Below are 18,836 nucleotides of genomic sequence, written 5' to 3'. Positions count from 1 at the left end.
GCCGGAGACGGCGGCCTGGAGGGGGTGCCGGTGGGCGTGGTCAGCCTGGGGCCGACGGGTTGCGCCTCCCGTCGACTCACCGGCCACCTCGCGGTCGCCGTCTTCACTCTAGGCCCGTCACCCGCGCCACAAAAGGCCCTGTCGTTCGCCCGTGTTAAGAGGGGGCCCCTGTACCACGCCAGGCGTTAACAAGGGGCCCTTCCTTACATCGCTACGGGAGGGCACTTACCCCAACCCGGCGAGCTCCAGCAGCAGCCCCTTCACCTCGGTGGCGGCGATGCGCTCCCGGGCCAGGGCAGGGTCGGAGCAGAGCAGCACCGGGCCGTCGGCCGGGTCGGCCGGCAACCGCCCGTGCGAGCCGCGTACCGCCCGGGCCCCGGCGTCCAGCCCGACCACACTCATCAGGTACCGCAGGCCCAGCTTCTTGCGGGCCAACGCGGCGGCCGCCCGCCGCTTGGCCGCTGCGGGAGCGGCCGGGTCGAAGAACAGTTCCGCCGGGTCGTACCCGGGTTTGCGGTGGATCTCGACCAGCCGGGCGAAGTCCGGGGCAAGCTTGTCCTCCAGCCAGTAGTAGTAGGTGAACCAGGCGTCCGGCTCGGCCACCAGCACCAGCTCACCGGCGCGGGGATGGTCCAGCCCGTGCGCCGCCTTGCCCTCGGCGTCGAGCACCTCGGCCACCCCGGGCAGCCCGGCGCAGAGCTTCGCCACCGCCGCCAGGTCCGCCGGGTCGCGTACGTAGACGTGGGCCACCTGATGGTCGGCTACCGCGAAGGCCCGGGAGGTCCAGGGGTCCAGGTACTCCATGCCGGCCTGGGTGTGCACCCGCAGCAGCCCTTCGGCGCGCAGCAGCCGGTTGACGTCCACCGGGCGGGAGACCTCGGTGATGCCGTACTCGGAGAGCACCACCACGGTGGTGTCCCGGGCCTGGGCGGCGTCCAGCAGGGGGGCCAGCACCCCGTCCAGTTCGGTCGCCGCGGCGGCGGCCTGGGGCGCCGACGGGCCGAAGCGTTGCAGGTCGTAGTCCAGGTGCGGCACGTAGACCAGGGTCAGGTCGGGCGACTTTTCGGTGAGGATCTGCTCGGCGGCCCGGCAGATCCAACTGGACGAGGGCAGACCCGCCCCGGGCCCCCAGTAGGTGAACAGCGGGAAGGTGCCCAGCCGGGCGGTCAGCTCGTCGTGCAGCTGCGGCGGGTCGGTGTAGCAGTCCGGCTCCTTGCGACCGTCCGCGTAGTAGATCGGTCGCGGGGTGACCGTCCAGTCGACGTCCGCGCCCATCGCGTACCACCAGCAGACGTTGGCCACGGTGTAGTCGCCGCGTACCCGCCGGGCGGCCTGCCAGATCTTGTCCCCGCCGACCAGGGCGTTGTGCTGCCGCCAGAGCAGCACCTCACCGAGGTCGCGGAAGTACCAGCCGTTGCCGACGATGCCGTGTTCGGTGGGCAGGGCACCGGTGAGGAAGGTCGACTGCACCGAGCAGGTCACCGCCGGCAGCACCGTACCCAGCTCGGCGCGGAACCCGGTGTCGGCCACCGCGCGCAGCCGGGGCATGTGGGCCAGCAGACGCGGGGTCAGCCCCACCACGTCCAGCACCAGAAGTTTGCGACTCATGCCGATACCGTTTCGGTCGGGGTCAGCCCGAGGGCGACCAGTTCGTCGCGGGCGAAGGCCAGCTCGGCGGCGATCCCGGCGGCCAACTCCGCGTCGGTGTCCGGGCGCCGCGCGGCCGGCAGCACCCCCCAGGTGTACGTCTCGACGTCCAGGTGGTCGCAGCCGGCCTCGGCTGCGGTGAAGAGTGCGGCCAGCGCGGCGCGCAGCACCGGCAGGGTCGCGTTCAGCGGTGGTTCGGGTGGGGCGTGCAACGGTACGTGGTAGTGCACCCGCCACGGGCCGGGCAGCCCGGCGTCGAGGGCCAGGTCCAGGTCGTCGGCGGCCCACCGGGGATCCGCCGGGTCGTCGACCCCGGCGCAGCCGGCGGTACGGGTCTGGTGCAGGAACCGCGGCTCTACCCAGCGGCGCAGCGCCTCCGGGTCGGCGGCCGGGTCGATCGCCTCCAGGGCGGCCGACACCTGCACCTTCACCACCGGCACCCCGGCGGTGGCCAGCCGGTCCAGGGCGGCGGTCGGCTCCTCCCAGGCACAGGCTAGATGGGCCAGATCCAGGCAGACTCCCAGGCGCTCGGGGTCCGTCCCGGACAAGGCCGTCACCGCCTGGGCGCTGCTCTCGATCACGCAGCCGGGCTCCGGCTCGAACCCCACCCGGATGGTGCGGCCGGTGTCCCGTTCGACGGCGGCCAGCCCGGCGGCGAGCTGGTCCAGGCGCCGCCGGGCCTGCTCGGCCCGGTCACCGTCCCAGGGGGTACGCCAGGCCAACGGCAGGGTGGAGATCGAGCCTCGGTCGGCGTCCTCGGGCAGCAGGTCGGCCAGCACCCGGGCCAGGTTAAGGGTGTACTCCAGCCGCTGCCGGGTGGTCCAGTCCGGCTGGTAGACCGCCCCCTTGACCACGGGTGCCTGGAAGGCCGCGTACGGGAAACCGTTGAGGGTGACCACTTCCAGCCCGCGTACGGTCAACTCGGTGCGCAACCGGCGACGGGCCTGCGGGTCGGCGGCCAGTTCGGCGGCGACCGGGGCGGCCAGCCACAGGCCCAGGCCGAGCAGGTCGGCGCCGAGTGCCGTGCGGACCGGCACCGCGTAGCGGTCCAGTTGGGCGAGGATGCCGGCGAACTCCTCGGCGGGATGCACATTGGTGCAGTAGCCCAGGTGGACGGTGCGCCCGCCGGCATGTCGTAGTCGCATCAGCTGCCGCCGCGCATGATCGAGTTGCCGGCGAAGGTCTGCTCCGCGTCATCCTCGTCGCGCAGGTCCAGCCGACCCGACTGCCCGTAGAACTCGACCGGGTTACGCCAGAGCACCCGGTCCACGTCGTCGTCGGTGAACCCGGCGGCCAGCATCGCGTCCCCGGTGGCCCGGGTCAGCAGGGGATCCGAGCGGCCCCAGTCGGCAGCGGAGTTGACCAGCATCCGCTCGGTGCCGTACGCCTTGAGCAGTTCCACCATCCGGGGCGGGGACATCTTGGTGTCCGGATAGATGGAGAAGCCCAGCCAGCAGCCGGTGTCCCGGACCTGCTTCACGGTCACCTCGTTGAGGTGGTCGACCACCACCCGACCCGGGTCGATGCCGGACTCGGCGACCACGGCCAAGGTGCGATCCACCCCCCGGGCCTTGTCCCGGTGCGGGGTGTGCACCAGGGCCGGCAGGTCATGCGCCACGGCCAGGGCCAGTTGGGCGGCGAAGGCCGCGTCCTCCTCCGGGGTCATCGAGTCGTACCCGATCTCACCGACCGCTACCACCCCGTCCTTCTCCAGGTAGCGGGGCAGCACGTCCAGCACCGGCCGGCAGCGCGGGTCGTTGGCCTCCTTGGGGTTGAGCGCGACCGTGGCGTGGTGACGTATCCCGAACTGTCCGGCCCGGAAGGGCTCCCAGCCGACCAGGGAGTCGAAGTAGTCCGTGAAGGACCCGACATTGGTGCGGGGCTGGCCCAGCCAGAAGGCCGGCTCCACCAGTGCCCGTACCCCGGCGGCGGCCATCCGCTCGTAGTCGTCCGTGGTGCGGGACGTCATGTGGATGTGCGGGTCGAAGATGCGCATCACGCCTCCCTGTGGTGCGGTCGACTGGCGGCGGTCAGCCGGTCCAGCAGCGCCGTGGCGTCCTCGGGCATGCTGCGCCCGGCGGCCTGCCGTTCGGCGGCCAGCCCGGCCAGCATCACCGCCAGTTCCCCGTCGGCGCGGGTGTCGAGGTCGGCCACCACGGCCAGGGGTACCCCGGTGAAGACGCACTTGAGCACCGCCTGCCGCCAGGTCGGCGGGTCCAGATGCGTCGCGTACGGGCCCAGGGCGGCGGCGATCAGCCGGGTGTCGTTGGTACGCAGGGCGTCGTGCAGCAGGGGTATCCCGGCCGTACCGATCGGCAGCAGTGGCAGTGCCTTGAGCACGGCCCTTTTCTCGGCGGCGTCCCCGGTGCAGTAGAGCGCCTCGGCGTGGGTGGCGTGCTCGGCCGGCAGGTGGGCCAGCAGCAGGGCCCGAGCGGCCTCGTCGGCGGTCCAGCCGGGCAGGTCGGGCAGCTCGGCCCGGCCGCAACGCCGACCGACCGCCGGGAAGAACCTCGTGATCGCCGAGGGCTGTGCCGCGACACCGTGCAGGGCCGCCGTCAGCCAGTCCGGATCAGGTAGGCCCCGCAGGGCCGCCCGCAGGTCGTCCGATCTCATCGCCGTCCTCACCCCTTTCTCCGTGCCATCCGTCGTCAGGCCTGGCTCGTGTTCCGGCTGTGGTTGTCGCCTGTCGCTGCACCCTCGTCACCGCAGGTCCGTGTCATCCCCGCGCGCCGCGTAGGAAGGTCCTCCGGCGGGTCGGCCCGCTCCGCTGCGCCAGCCGTCGATGCGGCCGTGGCGCGGCGGAGGTGGTCCAGGGATCGGGCGGCCACCGCCGGTGCGGCGTGGGAGTGGCGGGGCAGCTCGACCGCGACCAGGCCCCGGTAGTCGACCTCGCGCAGGGCGGCCAGCACCGGCGGGAAGTCGATCTCGCCCTGGCCGAACTCCAGGTGCTCGTGCACCCCCCGGCGCATGTCGTCGATCTGCACGTTGACCAGGTGCGTACCGACCTCGCGGACGCAGTCGGGCACGGGCAGCGACTCCAGGCAGCGACAGTGTCCGATGTCCAGGGTGATGCCCAGGCAGGCCGGTGCGCCCAGATCCGCGTACAGCCGACGCCAGTCGGCGATGTCCTCGACCAGCATGCCCGGCTCGGGCTCGAACCCCAGCGTCACCCCGGCCCGGTCGGCCGCCTCGACCACCCTGGTGCAGCCGGCCAGCAACCGGTTCCAGGCCAGGGTCGGCGGGACCGCCTCGGGGCGTACCCCGGCCCAGAAGGAGACCGCCTCGGCTCCCAGGTCGGCGCCGATGGTCACCGCCCGGCGCAGGAACTCCACCCGCAGCGCGGCGTCGTCGTGCAGCAGGGTCGGAGCGTGCTTGTGCCACCGGTCCAGCAGGTAGCGCGCCCCGGTCTCGATCACCACGGCGAGGCCGAGTTCGGACAGCCGACGTCGGACGGCATCCACCCGCCGGGCCAGTTCCGGGGCGAAGGGGTCGAGGTGGTCGTGGTCCAGGGTCAGCGCCACCCCTACGTAACCCAGGTCGGCGATGACCGCCAGGGCGTCGTCGAGCCGGTGGTTGGCGAAGCCGTTCGTGCCGTACCCGAAGCGCAGGCCGTCGGAAGCGCCGGAGGCGGGTGCGGTCATGTCGGGGAGACCTTCCGGGCCAGCCGTCGGCCCAGCGGCGCCGCCGCCGCCACGGCCGCCCCGAGCAGACCGGCTCCGGCCCGGGCGGTCAGGGCGCCCTGCAAGGCGGGCAGGCTGGTGATGCCGGCACCGACGGCCCGGCGCACCCGACCGGCGGTGGGTTCGGCGACCACCCGGGCCTGCGCGGCACCGTAGCGGGCGGCGTACCACCCGGCGAGGACGGCCGGCAGCGCCGCAGCGACGACCCCGACCGCACGGCGGCCGGCACCGAAGCGCTCGCCGCAGTGGCCGTCCGCCCGCCGCGCAGCGGGGTCTGCGGAACGCGGGCCGGGCGGTACCGCGGCGCTCGCCGCGACCAGGGCGGTGCCGGCCAGGGTACGCAGCGGCAGAGCCCGGTCAGCGCCGTCGACCTCGCGGCGGGACAGGGCGGTGACCGTCCAGGTGTGTGCGGCCACGGTCACCGCCGCCGGCAGGGCCCGGACCGGACGGCCACCGGCGGCACCCAGCAACACGTCCAGCCCTCGGCAGGCGGCCATCACGGCGGGACCGGCGGCGGTGTTCTTGGCGAGCAGGTCGTACCCCCAGATGGTGGCGGCCAGGGGCACGGCGACCGCGGCGGCGCGGCGTCCCCCGGCGGCGGCGGCCAGCCCGACGCCCGCGGCGGTCAGGCCGGCGGCCAGGCCGACCGCCAGGCCGGGACTGACCCGTCCGCTGGGGATGGGGCGCTCCGGGCGTTCGGTCGCGTCCAACCCCCGGTCGGCCCAGTCGTTGGCGGCCATGCCGGCCCAGTAGAGCAGCACCGAGGCGGTCGCCAGAGCGGGCGTACGCGGCCCCAGTGCACCGGCCGCGGCGGCACCGGCGACCACGTCCCCGGGCACCGAGAGGGCGGCCGGGGCCCGGACCAGTTCCAGCAGGTCAGCCACGCGGGTCATCGGGTGCCTCCGGAGTGCAGTCCTCGGGCGAACTCGCACAGCCGGGTCCACTGGTCGGCCAGGGAGTGGGTGCCCTCGCCGAGGGGGTCCTTGAAGAAGAAGGCCAACTCGGTCAGGGGCCCGGTACGCCCGGCGGCGTGCGCGGCGGCGGTGAGCCGGGCCAGGTCGAGCACGAGGGGGGCGGCCAACGCCGAGTCACAGCCGTGCCAGGTGAACTCCAGTCGCATGCCGGTGCCCAGGAACCCGGCGAAGGTGATCAGATCCCAGGCGGTCTTGAAGTCGCCCAACTCCTCGACGTAGTCGATGCGGGTCTCCCCCTGCGGCAGGTAGCCCAGGGTCTCGCCGAGCACCCGCTGCTTGCTGCGTACCTTGGCGGCGTTGGCGGCCGGGTCGGCCAGGGTGGCCCCGTCTCCCCCGCCCAGCAGGTTGACCCCGGACCAGGAGCGCACCTGCAGGTTGCGCACCGCGAACATCGGGGCCAGTACGGACTTGAGCAGGGTCTCCCCGGTCTTGCCGTCATGCCCGGCGTACGGCACCCGGTGCTGTTCGGCCAACGCGCCCAGCCCGGGCAGCCGCAACCCGGTCGACGGGGTGAAGTCGACATACGGGCAGCCGGCCCTCACGGCCGCGTACCCGTACAGCGAGCTGGGCGGCAGCACCTCCTCGGGGCCGGTCATGGCGGCCCCGAGGGCGGCCGGGTCGGCGTGGGCGGGATGCGACTCGGGGGCCGGTTCGGTGGCGGCCACGTTGATCACCACTACCCGGGCCAGCCGGTGCCGGTCGCGGAACTCGGTGAGGTCGCGGACCATCGCGGCGGCCCGGTCGGCCTGGCTGCCCTCGGTGGGGGCGGGCCGCAACTCCTGCTCGACCGCGGCTAGTTCCTCCGGCAGGGCGGCGACCAGGCGGGCGGGCAGCACCCCGGCCGCGGCCAGGGTCTCGGCCCGCTTGGCCAGCGGGGTGGCGACCACGTCGTGTCCGCCGAAGACCAGGTCGGAGAAGGCCGGCAGGGCGGGGCCGCCCACCGCAGGCAGTTCGGTGACGCACCCGGTCGGGGCGGTCAGCCCGGCCCGCAGCGCGAGCGCCCCCACGATGCTGGTGGTCGCGACCGAGCCGCGCGCACCCACCAGCCAGACACCCGTACGCATGGTGCTCCTTCCCGGTCGTTGCACCGTGTGTTGCGCCCCGTCCGCCGTCCGCTCCGGTGCGTATCACCGGCCGGCGCCGACGTCGGCGGCGTCACCACCGGTCCGGCGACGCGGAGCGGTACGGACGGACGGGGCTGGCAGGCGGCGGCGGTCGGCGTCTCGCCGCTGCCTGCCTGCATCCGGCCGGTACCCATGGCAAGGCGACCAGCCGGACGACGAGGTGAGAAATCCTGGGTGGGAGCCCCGGGGGTTCCTGGGGCTCGTCGGGGATGGATGGTCGGGCGGCGGCCCTCCGGTGCGGCCGGGGAATCCCGGTCCGGCCGCTCCGGAGGAACCGCATTGCTCGTGCCACCGGGCCGGGTGGCCCGTCGGCACGATCTCCGGTACCCGACCCGTTCCGGCCGCGGGGCGCAACCGCGGACGGCCCTCGCCGGTCGGGTACCGAAGGTGGCTCTAGACGGTGGCCGTCGCCAACGTCGGCTCCACGGTGGTCCACGCCGAGCCTGCCTCGGCCGACCGGACCACCGCGTCCAGCACCAGTTGCACCTGCAACGCCTCGACGAAGGACGGACTGGGGTCGGCCCCGGTCGCCACCGCCTCGATGAAGTCGCGCATCTGGTGGGTGAAGGAGTGCTCGTACCCGATGATGTGCCCCGGCGGCCACCAGGCCGACAGGTACGGGTGCTCGCCCTCGGTCACCAGGATCCGGCTGAAGCCCTGCTCGGCGGCGGGTCGCGTCGCGTCGTAGTACTCCAGCTCGTTGAGTCGTTCCAGGTCGAAGGCGACCGTGCCGAGCGACCCGTTGATCTCCACCCGGAGCGCGTTCTTGCGTCCGGTGGCGAACCGGGTCGCCTCGTAGGTGGCCAGCGCCCCGCCGTCGAGGCGGGCTACGAAGATCGCCGCGTCGTCGACGGTGACCGGTCCGGTGGCGGCGCTGCCGCCGTCGGTCTGGGCCGCCAACCCGCTGGACTCGCTCGGCAGCGGCCGTTCCTTGACGAAGGTCTCCGTCACCGCGCTGACCCCGGCGATCTGCTGGCCGGTGACGTACTGGGTGAGGTCGATGATGTGTGCCCCGATGTCACCCAGTGCGCCGGAGCCGGACACCTCCTTACGCAGCCGCCAGACCAGCGGGAACTGCGGGTCCACGATCCAGTCCTGCAGGTAGCTGGCCCGCACGTGCCGGATCTCGCCGAGCCGCCCCTCGGCGACCAGCTGACGCATCAGCGCCACCGCGGGCACCCGCCGGTAGTTGAACCCGCACATCGAGCGTGCCCCGCCGGCCCGGGCGGTGGCCGCCGCAGCGGCCATCTCCTGGGCCTCGGCGACCGTGTTGGCCAGCGGCTTCTCGCACAGTACGTGCTTGCCGGCGGCCAGCGCGGCCAGGGCGATCTCGGCGTGGCTGTCACCCGGTGTGCAGATGTCCACCACGTCGATGTCCGGTCGGGCCACCAGCTCCCGCCAGTCCGTGGTGTGCTCCTCCCAGCCGAGCCGGTCGGCGGCCTCGGCCACCTTCCCGGCGTCCCGGCCGCAGATGAGCGCCATCCGGGCCCGCGCCGGCAGGTCGAACACCCGGTTCACGGTGCGCCACGCCTGTGAGTGGGCGGCGCCCATGAACGCGTAGCCGACCATGCCGACCCGCAGTTCTTTGTCGTTCGTGGACAAGGTTGGGTCTCCCCCCGGTCGTGTCAGAACCCGAGCTTGAGGTAGTTGCTCGCGTTCTCCTTGGTGATCGTTTCGGAGGCGAGGATGATCTCCTTGGGCACCTGGAGCTCCACCAGGTCGGACATGCCCCGGTCCTGGCCGATCAGGCGAGCCAGCGAGATGGCCGAGGAGGCCATCGACGGGCTGTAGGTCACCGTGGCCTTGAGCACGGTGTTGTCGGCCTGGATGTCCTCCATCGCCTTCTTCGAGCCGGCGCCGCCGACCATGAAGAACTCGGTGCGGTTGGCCTGGCTGATCGCCGCCAGGACACCGATGCCCTGGTCGTCGTCGTGGTTCCAGATCGCGTCGATCTTCGGCAGGGCCTGGAGCAGCTGGCTCGCCTCACGCTGCCCGGAGTCCACCGTGAACTCGGCCGCCCGGCGGTTGGCCACCTTGAAACCGTGCTGGGCCAGGGTGTCGTTGAAGCCCTGGGTGCGCTCCTGGGTCAGCTCCAGCGAGTCGATGCCGGCGATCTCGGCGATCACCGGGTTGCTGATGCCCTTGGCCTTGAGCTGCTCGACGATGAAGTTGGCGGCGGAGACGCCCATGCCGTAGTTGTCGCCCTTGATCTGCAACCGGTACGCCTTGGCGTCCGGGAAGGCCCGGTCCAGGTTGACCACGGGAATGCCGGCCTGCATGGCCGCCAGGCCGAACGAGTTGAGTTCCTTGCCGTCGTGCGGCAGCAACACGATCACGTCCGGCTTCTGCGAGATCAACGTGTCCAGCGCCGCCCGCTGGGCCGCTGCGTCCGCGCCCGCCTCGACCGTCTTGAACTCCACATCGGAGTACGCCGCCGCCTGCGACTTGGCGTTGTTGGTGATCGCCGCGATCCAGCCGTGGTCGGCGGCCGGGGCGGAGAAGCCGATGGTCACCTTCTTGCCGGGCTCGGCGTTGCCGCCGCCCTCGGCCGCCTTGGTCTGGGCCTCGGTCGGGGTGGCCTGCTCGTTGCTGGTGCAGCCGGCCAGCAGTACGCCGGCTCCGACGGCCGCCCCGCCGAATAGCAGCCGGCGGCGACTGTGCTGGGTCATCACGACCTCCTGGTTATCTGTGGTGGAGAGGGATTTGGGGTGTGCGGGGCCCGGCCACCGTCGATGCGCCGGCGGCCTGGGGGGTATGTGGTGATCAGCCGGTGGTCAGCCGGTTGTTGCGACGGAAGAACTGGGACAGGCTGCCGAACTGGATCTGCTGGATCAGGACGGCGGCCACGATGATGCCGCCCTTGACCATGTTCTGGGCCTCGGTGGAAAGCCCGTTGATGGCGAACAGGTTGGTGATGGTGGCGAAGATGATCACACCGAGCAGGGAACCGACGATGGTGCCCCGCCCGCCGCTGAGCAGCGTGCCACCGATGATCACGGCGGCGATCGCGTCCAGCTCGTAGAGGTTGGCCATCGCCGCCTGGGCCGAGGTGGCCTGGGCGGTGAGCATGATGGCGGCGATGCCGCAGCACAGTCCGGACAGCACGTACAGCAGCAGGGTGTGCCGCTTGACGTCGATGCCGGCCAGTCGGGCGGCCTCCGGGTTGCCGCCCACGGCGACCGTACGCCGACCGAAGGTGGTGCGGTTGAGCAGCACCCAGCCCGCGATGACCACCCCGGCCAGGATGTAGACCAGCAGCGGGATGCCGAGCAGGCTGTTGCTGGCGATGCCGTTGATGGTGCTGTTCTGCGAGATCTGGGTCTGCTTGTCGGAGATCTCGGCGGCCAGTCCCCGGGCCGCCACCAGCATGGCCAGGGTGGCGATGAAGGGCACCAGTCGCCCGTACGCGATGAGGACCCCGTTGACCAGGCCGACCCCCATCCCCACGACGACCGCAGTGAAGATCATGCCGCCGGCGCCGAAGTTCTGGGTGGCGACCGTGGTGCACCAGACCCCGGCCAGCGCGACGATCGCGCCGACGGAGAGGTCGATGCCGCCGCCGATGATGACGAAGGTCATCCCGACGGTGACCACCCCGACCACCGAGGCCAGCTTGAGGATGCTGAGCATGTTCGCCCAGACCCAGTCCGGGTTGGAGTACAGGTCGGAGCGGGTCGCCGCGCCGATCACGAACAGGATCAGCAGCACCCCGATCAGGGCCAGGTTGCGCCGTGCCCCGTCACCGCCGTCGCCGTGCCACCAGGAGATCCGGCCGGTCGATGCCTTGCGCCCGGCCACCTCCGTCTCGGCCCGGTCCACCGGCGGCGACTGCGCCGGCAACTTGGTCGTGGGCGGACTGTCACTCATGCCAGCGCTCCGCTTCGCTCCGCGCCGCCATGAGGCATGTGCACGCTGTATCGATGATTCGCTCGCTGACGCTCGCTCATGCCGCTGCGCCTTCCATCAGGGACCCCGACATCACGAGGTCGAGGACGGTGGATTCGTCGAGTTCGGCGGCGGGTGCGGTACGCACGACCCGCCCCTCCCGCATCACCAGCACCCGGTCGGCCAGGCCGAGCACCTCGGGTACCTCGCTGGAGACCAGCAGCACCCCGACGCCCTGCGCGGCGAGTTCCCGGATCACCTGGTACAGCTCGGCTCGGGCGCCCACGTCCACGCCCCGGGTGGGTTCGTCCAGCAGCAACAGCCGGGTGCCGCCGAGCAGCCAGCGCCCGACCACCACCTTCTGCTGGTTGCCACCGGACAGGGTCCGTACCGGCCTACCCACGTCCCGCGGCCGCATCTCCAGGCTCTCGGCGATCCGGTCGGCCTCAGCCCGCTCCTTGCCGACGTCGGTGAAGCCGAGCCGGGCGTAGCGGGCGAAGGTGGCCAGGGTGACGTTGCGGTAGATCGGTTCGCCGAGCAGCAGGGCCTGGCTCTTGCGCTCCTCCGGGGCCATGCCCAGACCGGCCCGTACGGCGGCACCGACACTGCCGGGCCGCAGGGTCTTGCCGGACATCCGGACGGTGCCCGACTCGGCGCGACGGGCCCCGTAGATGGTCTCCAGCACCTCGGAGCGACCGGAACCGACCAGCCCGGCGATGCCGACGATCTCGCCGGCCGCGACCGTCAGGGAGACGTCGGCGAACTCGCCGGAGCGGGTCAGCCCCTGCACCTCCAGCAGGGTCTGGCCGACCCTGGTGCCGGCGGCGCGCTCCGGGAAGACGTACTCGATGGTGCGGCCGGTCATCCGGGAGACCAGGTCACGGGTGGGGGTGTCGCGGGCGGGCAGGTTCGCCGCGGTGGTCCGGCCGTCCTTGAGGACGGTGACCCGGTCCCCGATCTCGCGGATCTCCTCCAGCCGGTGGGAGATGTAGATGACCGCGATGCCCTGGGCGGTCAACTCGCGGATGATCCGGAACAGGTTGTCCACCTCGTCGTGGGCGAGCACCGCGCTCGGCTCGTCCATGATGATCAGTCGGGCCTCGTGGGAGAGGGCGCGGGCCATGCTGACCACCTGCTTACCGGCCGCCGGCAACGCCCGGACCATCCGCCCGGGCGGGATCTCGGCGTGCCCGAGCCGACCGAGGATCTGTCGGGTACGGCGGGCCATGTGACCCCGGCGGATGAAGCCGAAGCTGCGCGGCTCGTGGCCGAGGAAGGCGTTCTCGGCGACCGAGAGGTCCTCGACCAGGTCGAGTTCCTGGTAGATGGTCGCGATGCCGGCGCGCATGGCGGCCTGGGGGTTGGCGAAGCCGACCGGCCGGCCACGCCATTCGACCAGCCCCGAGTCGGGCCGGTGCACCCCGGCCAGCACCTTGATCAGGGTGGACTTGCCGGCACCGTTCTGCCCCAGCAGGCAGTGCACCTCGCCCGCGCGGACCTCCAACTGCACCCCGTCCAGGGCGCGTACCCCGGGGAAGGTCTTCACCACGTCGGACAGTCGCAGCACCACCTCACCGGCGACGGTGTCGGCGGGCGCCTCGACCAGGGGATGTCCGGTTTCACTCATGCCGGTGCTCCACTCCACGTTGACTGTCGGCGGTTCACGTCGCCTCCCCGAAGGCCAGGTCACTGGCGAGTACGGCGGCACCGGCGACCCCGGCCCGCGGACCCAGTTCGGAGAGCACCACCGGGAGGTTGCCGGTGGCCAGCGGCAGCGAGCGGCGGTAGACCACGCTGCGGATCTCGGCAAGCAGCACATGCCCGAGGTGGGCCAGACCGCCACCGATCACGATCATCGAGGGGTTGGTGAAGCTGACCAGCCCGGCCAGCACCCCACCCACCCGCCGGCCGCCCTCGCGGATGAGCTGGATGCAGGTGACGTCCCCCTCGACCGCACCGGCGGCGACGTCCAGGGCAGTGACCGTGCCGTTGGCGCTGAGCCGTTCGGCCAGGGCGGGCGAGGCACCGGTACGCGCCGCGGCGGTGGCGTCCTTGGCCAACGCCGCCCCGCTGAACAGCGCCTCCAGGCAACCGGCGTTGCCGCACGAGCAGATCGGCCCGTGCGGGTCCACCTGGATGTGGCCGATGTCCCCGGCGCAACCGTCCGTGCCCCGGTAGACCTCGCCGCTGAGGTAGATCCCACAGCCGATGCCGGTGCCGATCTTGACGAACAGGAAGTCGTCGACGGAGTGGGCGACCCCGCCGTGCCGCTCCCCGATCGCCATGATGTTGACGTCGTTGTCGACCACGGCGGGGCAGCCGTGCTCGCGGGTGAGCAGCTCACGGACGGGGAAGCGGTCCCAGCCGGGCATGATCGGCGGGGACACCGGCACCCCGTCGCGGAAGCTGACCGGGCCGGGTACCCCGATGCCGACCGCGTCGAGCCGGTCATAGGCGCCGTCCACCCGGGCCTTGTGCAGCAGTTCGTTGACCCGCTGGAGGGTGACCTTGGGCCCGGTCCGGATGTCGGCCGCCTCCGCGTACGCGGCCACCGGTTCGAGGCGGCCGTTGACGACCTCGACGTCGATGGAGCTGGCCCCCAGGTCCACCGCGGCGAAACGCAGGTGGGGACTGAGTTCGACCAGGGTGGAGCGGCGTCCGCCTCGGGAGGCGGCCTTGCCGGCCTCCGCGACGAAACCCAGGGCGACCAGTCGTTCCAGCTCGGCGAGGAGCCGGGGGCGGGGCATCTGCAGCCGGTCGGCGAGCTCGGCGCGCGACAGCGCTCCCTCGTTACGGAGCAGCCGCAGCAGCCGTACGTGCAGGGGGTCGGCGGTATGCACGGCTCACCTCTCCACCGGACTAGTTCACGTCGATGAAATATCGATGCGTGGTGCCCGACACAGTAGGAGCCGTCGATGCGCGGTGTCCAGACCTTAGAGCGAATCTGGACCAACTTTTGTTGGATCTAGCAAAAGCTGGCGCCGCCGCCCGCCCATCCCCTTACCGCAGGTCAGAACAACTTCGGAGGGTGATCCTTCGAACGCAGTTTGCGATCATCACGCAGCTCGACGTACGGCTCCCGATCGACCGGCCGCAGACCCCCGGCGATCGCCCGACTCCGGGCCAACTCGGCGTCGAACTCCGCACCGAGCAGAATCGCCACGTTGCTCAACCACAACCAGACCAGGAAGATGATCACTCCGGCCAGGGCGCCGTAGGTCTTGTTGTACGAGCCGAAGTTCGCCACATAGACCGCGAAGGCCCCGGAGACCAGCAGCCAGAGCAGCACCGCCAGCACGCCACCCGGGCTGACCCACCGGAACCCGCCCTGCCGGGCGTTCGGCGTAGCCCAGTAAAGAATGGCGAACATCAGGCTGACCAGCACCAACAGCACCGGCCACTTGACCAGATCCCAGACCGTCACGGCGGTACGCCCCACCCCGAGCGCCGACCCGACATGCTCGGCGATCCGGCCGGTGAAGACCACGATCACCGCGCTGGTCAGCAGCAGCGCACCGATCACCGCGGTCACCGCCACCCGGATCGGCAGGGTCTTCCAGATCGGCCGCCCCTCCGGCACGTCGTAGATCGCGTTGGCGGCCCGCATGAACGCGGCGACGTAACCGGAGGCCGACCAGAAGGCCGCCAGCAGACCGACGATCGCCGCCAGCCCAGCCAGTCCGCCGCTGCTCTGCGCCTGGTCGATGGCCGCGTCGATGATCTGGCGGATGTTCTGCTCCGGCACCGCCTCGTCCACGGTGTCCCGCACCCCCTCGGTGGCCGAGGGGCCGAGCAGGCCGAGCAACGAGACCAGCACCAACAGGCCGGGGAAGATCGACAACACCCCGTAGTAGGTGAGGGCCGCCGCCCAGTCGCCCAGCCGGTCGTCGCTGAACTCCCGCACCGTCCGACGCAGCGCCGCCACCCACTCCCGCCACGACAGGTGCGTCGGCTTGCGCGGCTCATCCCGCCCCACCCCAGCATCCCCGCCGTACGCCCGACTCCCGCCGTTGCCGTCGGACCGGGCGTCCTGGTCGCGCGGCCGGGTCTCGGTGTTGCCGTCGGACCGGGCGGCCTGGTCGTCGTCGGGCCGGGCAGGCTCGGGGTTGGCCGGCTGCGCGGAGCCGCGCCCGTCCCGGCTGGATGAATTCTCGGAGGCCATCGCCCCTCCCTCGACTCGGTCGCCGACGACGACATGCCCGGCCACCGCCCCCACCTAACCTCCCATCGACACCCCCAACCCCCCACCCACAATCCACATCGACCAGCGACAATCTCTCGGCGATCCCCCGTGAATCTTGGACAGTTGGCGCTCGGCGCTATCGAAAACTGTCCAAGATTCAGTTGTCGGGTCGCCATCCGGCGGCCAGCAGGGCACGGCGTACGGTGTCGGCCACCTGGTCCGGGTGGGCCCGGACCTGCCAGGCGGGAAATCGGAGGATCCGATCCCCGGTGGTCCAGATATCGTTCTGGCGCTGCATGTCCGCAGCCCAATGGCGGACGTCCAGATGATGCGCACCGTCGATTTCCACATGCACCCGCCACTGCCGCCAGTACGCATCCAACCAGCGGATCCGACCGGCCGCGTCGGTACGCCGCTGCTGGAGTTCGGGCTCAGGCAACCCGGCCCGTCGGCAGAGCCGAACAAAATCGATCTCACTGAGGGCCTGGGCGCCACCGGCGATATCGTCGATGGTCTGCCGGATCAACAGCCGTCGGGGCGCCCGGGGCAGCACATCGAGTACGGCCGCCAACTCCCCGGGCAGCACTCGCCGCTGCTGACAGCCGGCCGCGATGATCTCCTGCGCCTGCCGGGTGGACGAGGCCCATCCGGCCGCATCGACCAACGCCCGCGCCGTGGTGGTCCGGGGCGGACGACCGACCTGAAGGTGCTCGGCGGGCAACACCGCCGTCCGATGTACCACCACGGCGGCCATGTCGATCGGCATCCGGCGCAGGGTCGTACGCGCCGCCCGACGGGCCGCCGGCACCAGCACATGCACGGGTTCCAGCCGCAGCCCACGTACCCCGGCTTCGATGGCCGCCGTGGCTCCCGCGAGGACCGCACCCCGTCCGGCGGCCAGGACGGCCACCCACAGTTGCTGGTCCCGGGTCAACCGCCCGTTACCGGCCAACAGCAGCCCTCGGCTGATCGCACGCCACCGCCCGGAGCGCACCAGCCCTCGTACCGTGCCCTCGGAGAGCACCGTGCGGGCCTGCGCGAAGGTGAGCACCCCGGCCTGCTCGAAAGCCAGCCACTCCAGCGCCCCAGCGCGCTCGTCGGGAACAATCATCCGCCCACAGTGGCCCCCAGCACCCCACCTAGCCACCAGATCTTGGACACTTGCCGTTTTCCCGTAACGACAACTGTCCAAGATTCACGAGGGATCGGCCCAATCCGACAGCGAGGCGAGGCGAGTTGGGCTACGAGGGCTCGGAGATTTGTGCGACGAACGTCTGCCAGGACTTCGGCGTGAACGCCAGCGTCGGCCCGGTCGGGTCCTTGGAGTCGCGTACGGCCACCACGCCGGGCAGGTTGTCAGCCACCTCCACGCAGGCGCCGCCGCCGCCGTTGCTGCGGGTGCTCTTGCGCCACCGGGCGCCGGTCAGTTCCATGTCTCCGCCACTTCCGCTATCAGGTCGAGGGACTGCTGCTGCGATAGTGCCTCACCCCGGATCGACTCCCAAATCTCGACCATCTGCCGCACGAACTCGGAACGGTCGAGGACTTGCGCATGACGCTGCCCCTCCAGGTAGACCACATCATCGCCTTGTGGGTAGGTAGCGATCACGAAGGGTCCGTCGAGCCCCGGGTAGGCTCCGGCCGACAGCGGCACCACCTGAATTCGGAGCCGAGGCATCGTCGATCCGAGCTTCACCAGGTGCCGCAACTGCTCGCGCATCACCTCCGGCTCGCCGATCCGACGACGCAGAACGTACTCGTCGATGACCGCCGTGAGCAGGGGCGGACGGTCTCGGGTAAGCACCGTCTGACGGTCCAGCCGGGTCGTCAACTGCTGCTCGATCTCATCCGACGCGAACAACCCGGCACCGTCCAAGATGGCACGGGCGTAGCCCTCGGTCTGCAACAAGCCGGGCACGTACAACGGCTCGAACCAGCGTAGGGCGGTGGCTTCGGCCTCGATGCCGGGCCAGTCGCGGAACCAGGGGACCACGGTTTCGCGGCTGATGCGGCGCTGGATGCGCTCGTACCGGCCGTCCGCGCCGAACACGGTGTCGCAGCGGCGGGCGAAGTCGAGGCTGGGTCGCCGCTCACCCGTCTCCACCTTGGCGACCAGGGCGGGCGAATAGCTCAGCGCCTCGGCAAGGGCGCTCTGCGACATGCCGGTGACCGTGCGAGCCAGCCGAAGTTCCTCCGCGAAGTGCTCCAACATGGACGAGCGTTCCACGGACAGCCTCCGTACACCTTCGTACCGCCTGGAAACCGGCTTGGACGCCCTGGTCGTCACCGTGCCGGGCCTCCCACCGTAGTCGCATCCTCACCAGACTGTCACGCAGCGGGACCGCTCACGGGATCGGACGGCGGGCGGAACCAGGCCGGGGCGCCGGCACCGACCATCGGCCCGGCGCCCCTTCACACCTCGACGGAGGCTCCATGCGACTCAAGTTCTGGCAATGCCGACCCTTGACGGCGTCCACGCTTCCCCGACGCATCCGCAACAGCCGCCCCCTACCGCCCGCGCCATGGCCCACACCGCCCCACCGGCCTCCGCTGGCCGGGCCGGACACCCCCGCCGGCCGGCCACCGCCACCGGGTACACCGCCCGAAACCGTCGAGCGACCGGCGTGGGCGACCGCGCCGACGGAGGTGTTCCCCCTCAACGGACCGGGACGGCCGGGGTGGCTCACCCGGGCGTGTACGACGCGACCGACGACCTGCACGGCCAACTTCCGCCGCAGGTCCTGGCCGACCGCTTCCTCACCTGGGCCCGCCCCCGCTGAGCGCCCTCGCCCGACAAGCGGCCTGCTCAGAGGTCCTGAGGGGTGGTCGCGGCGCGGGCGGCGGCGACCAGTTGGTCGGTCTCCGCGATCACCGCCTCGTCGTCGTGGGGGGTGCCGGGGTCGTAGTGGACCATCCAGGTCAGACCATCCACCCCGGGCACCCGTCGACCGACGATCCGGCCGGCACCGCCGGGCAGGGCGTGGTGCTGGGTGTACGCCACCGACTTGGTGACCCGGGTGCGTACCTGGTGGGGCAGCTCGCCCGGGTCTAGCAGCAGGTAGCGTTCCGCCGGACGGTCGGCGATCACCAGGTAACCCTCCCGCTCGGCGACCTGCTCACCGCAGGTGACGGTGAGTTCCCGGCCCGACCAGGCCGCCTTGACGATGTCATGCCAGCCGATCCGGTGCCCGCGTCCGGGCAGCCACAGCCCCAGGTTGCTGGCCACGACCACCCCGTCGCCTTCGCCGTTGCCGACGGAGGCCCAGGCCAGCACCCGCTCGTCACGCTCCAGGGGTGGCCGGGCGGTGGACGGCAACTTGGGCCGACGCCGGAACAGTCTGAT

General features: G+C 71.7%; 17 protein-coding genes. All 17 read right to left on the bottom strand.

Annotation, left to right across the window (positions count from 1 at the left end; translation table 11 throughout):
- Nucleotides 1-225: 225 nt before the first annotated feature.
- Nucleotides 226-1,608, bottom strand: coding sequence for an alkaline phosphatase family protein (locus OIE53_RS00565; RefSeq protein ID WP_327024575.1), 1,383 nt, complete (start codon nucleotides 1,606-1,608; stop codon nucleotides 226-228).
- Nucleotides 1,605-2,792, bottom strand: coding sequence for a metabolite traffic protein EboE (gene eboE, locus OIE53_RS00560; RefSeq protein WP_327024574.1), 1,188 nt, complete (start codon nucleotides 2,790-2,792; stop codon nucleotides 1,605-1,607). Before eboE ends, OIE53_RS00565 begins: the two co-directional genes overlap by 4 nt.
- A complete protein-coding gene (locus OIE53_RS00555; RefSeq protein WP_327024573.1) occupies nucleotides 2,792-3,643 on the bottom strand; it encodes a TatD family hydrolase in 852 nt (283 codons plus the stop codon). Before OIE53_RS00555 ends, eboE begins: the two co-directional genes overlap by 1 nt.
- Nucleotides 3,643-4,260, bottom strand: coding sequence for an EboA domain-containing protein (locus tag OIE53_RS00550; protein WP_327024572.1), 618 nt, complete (start codon nucleotides 4,258-4,260; stop codon nucleotides 3,643-3,645). Before OIE53_RS00550 ends, OIE53_RS00555 begins: the two co-directional genes overlap by 1 nt.
- Before the next feature lie 35 nt (nucleotides 4,261-4,295).
- Nucleotides 4,296-5,288: a sugar phosphate isomerase/epimerase family protein gene (locus OIE53_RS00545; protein ID WP_327024571.1), complete on the bottom strand. Its 993-nt coding sequence runs from the start codon at nucleotides 5,286-5,288 to the stop codon at nucleotides 4,296-4,298.
- On the bottom strand, nucleotides 5,285-6,220 hold the full coding sequence (locus tag OIE53_RS00540) for an SCO3242 family prenyltransferase (protein ID WP_327024570.1): 936 nt from the start codon (nucleotides 6,218-6,220) through the stop codon (nucleotides 5,285-5,287). Before OIE53_RS00540 ends, OIE53_RS00545 begins: the two co-directional genes overlap by 4 nt.
- Nucleotides 6,217-7,365 (bottom strand): inositol-3-phosphate synthase, encoded by a 1,149-nt coding sequence (locus tag OIE53_RS00535; RefSeq protein ID WP_327024569.1) that lies wholly within the window; start codon nucleotides 7,363-7,365, stop codon nucleotides 6,217-6,219. Before OIE53_RS00535 ends, OIE53_RS00540 begins: the two co-directional genes overlap by 4 nt.
- A 453-nt stretch (nucleotides 7,366-7,818) precedes the next feature.
- A complete protein-coding gene (locus OIE53_RS00530) occupies nucleotides 7,819-8,994 on the bottom strand; it encodes a Gfo/Idh/MocA family protein (RefSeq protein WP_393341993.1) in 1,176 nt (391 codons plus the stop codon).
- Between the two features lie 56 nt (nucleotides 8,995-9,050).
- Nucleotides 9,051-10,094: a substrate-binding domain-containing protein gene (locus OIE53_RS00525; RefSeq protein ID WP_327024567.1), complete on the bottom strand. Its 1,044-nt coding sequence runs from the start codon at nucleotides 10,092-10,094 to the stop codon at nucleotides 9,051-9,053.
- A gap of 94 nt (nucleotides 10,095-10,188) precedes the next feature.
- Nucleotides 10,189-11,292, bottom strand: a complete 1,104-nt coding sequence (locus OIE53_RS00520; RefSeq protein WP_327024566.1) for an ABC transporter permease — start codon at nucleotides 11,290-11,292, stop codon at nucleotides 10,189-10,191.
- Between the two features lie 76 nt (nucleotides 11,293-11,368).
- Nucleotides 11,369-12,937 carry a sugar ABC transporter ATP-binding protein gene (locus tag OIE53_RS00515; RefSeq protein ID WP_327024565.1) on the bottom strand — a complete coding sequence of 523 codons (1,569 nt, stop codon included), beginning with the start codon at nucleotides 12,935-12,937 and terminating at the stop codon, nucleotides 11,369-11,371.
- Between the two features lie 34 nt (nucleotides 12,938-12,971).
- Nucleotides 12,972-14,150 (bottom strand): ROK family transcriptional regulator, encoded by a 1,179-nt coding sequence (locus OIE53_RS00510; protein WP_327024564.1) that lies wholly within the window; start codon nucleotides 14,148-14,150, stop codon nucleotides 12,972-12,974.
- A 170-nt stretch (nucleotides 14,151-14,320) separates the two neighbouring features.
- Entirely contained in the window at nucleotides 14,321-15,472 is a 1,152-nt protein-coding gene (locus OIE53_RS00505) for a YihY/virulence factor BrkB family protein (protein WP_327024563.1), read from the bottom strand.
- A gap of 178 nt (nucleotides 15,473-15,650) precedes the next feature.
- Nucleotides 15,651-16,604 (bottom strand): DUF559 domain-containing protein, encoded by a 954-nt coding sequence (locus OIE53_RS00500; protein WP_327024562.1) that lies wholly within the window; start codon nucleotides 16,602-16,604, stop codon nucleotides 15,651-15,653.
- Between the two features lie 130 nt (nucleotides 16,605-16,734).
- On the bottom strand, nucleotides 16,735-16,926 hold the full coding sequence (locus OIE53_RS00495) for a DUF397 domain-containing protein (protein ID WP_327024561.1): 192 nt from the start codon (nucleotides 16,924-16,926) through the stop codon (nucleotides 16,735-16,737).
- Nucleotides 16,917-17,720, bottom strand: a complete 804-nt coding sequence (locus tag OIE53_RS00490) for a helix-turn-helix domain-containing protein (protein ID WP_327024560.1) — start codon at nucleotides 17,718-17,720, stop codon at nucleotides 16,917-16,919. The genes OIE53_RS00495 and OIE53_RS00490 overlap by 10 nt, the downstream gene beginning before the upstream one ends.
- Before the next feature lie 579 nt (nucleotides 17,721-18,299).
- Complete coding sequence (locus tag OIE53_RS00485) at nucleotides 18,300-18,836, bottom strand: hypothetical protein (protein ID WP_327027014.1); 537 nt, start codon at nucleotides 18,834-18,836, stop codon at nucleotides 18,300-18,302.

Origin of the sequence: Micromonospora sp. NBC_01739, from assembly GCF_035920385.1 — a bacterium.
GTDB lineage: Bacteria > Actinomycetota > Actinomycetes > Mycobacteriales > Micromonosporaceae > Micromonospora.
The sequence above is the reverse complement of the archived record's forward strand: the minus strand, read 5'-3'. Positions and strand labels throughout refer to the sequence as shown.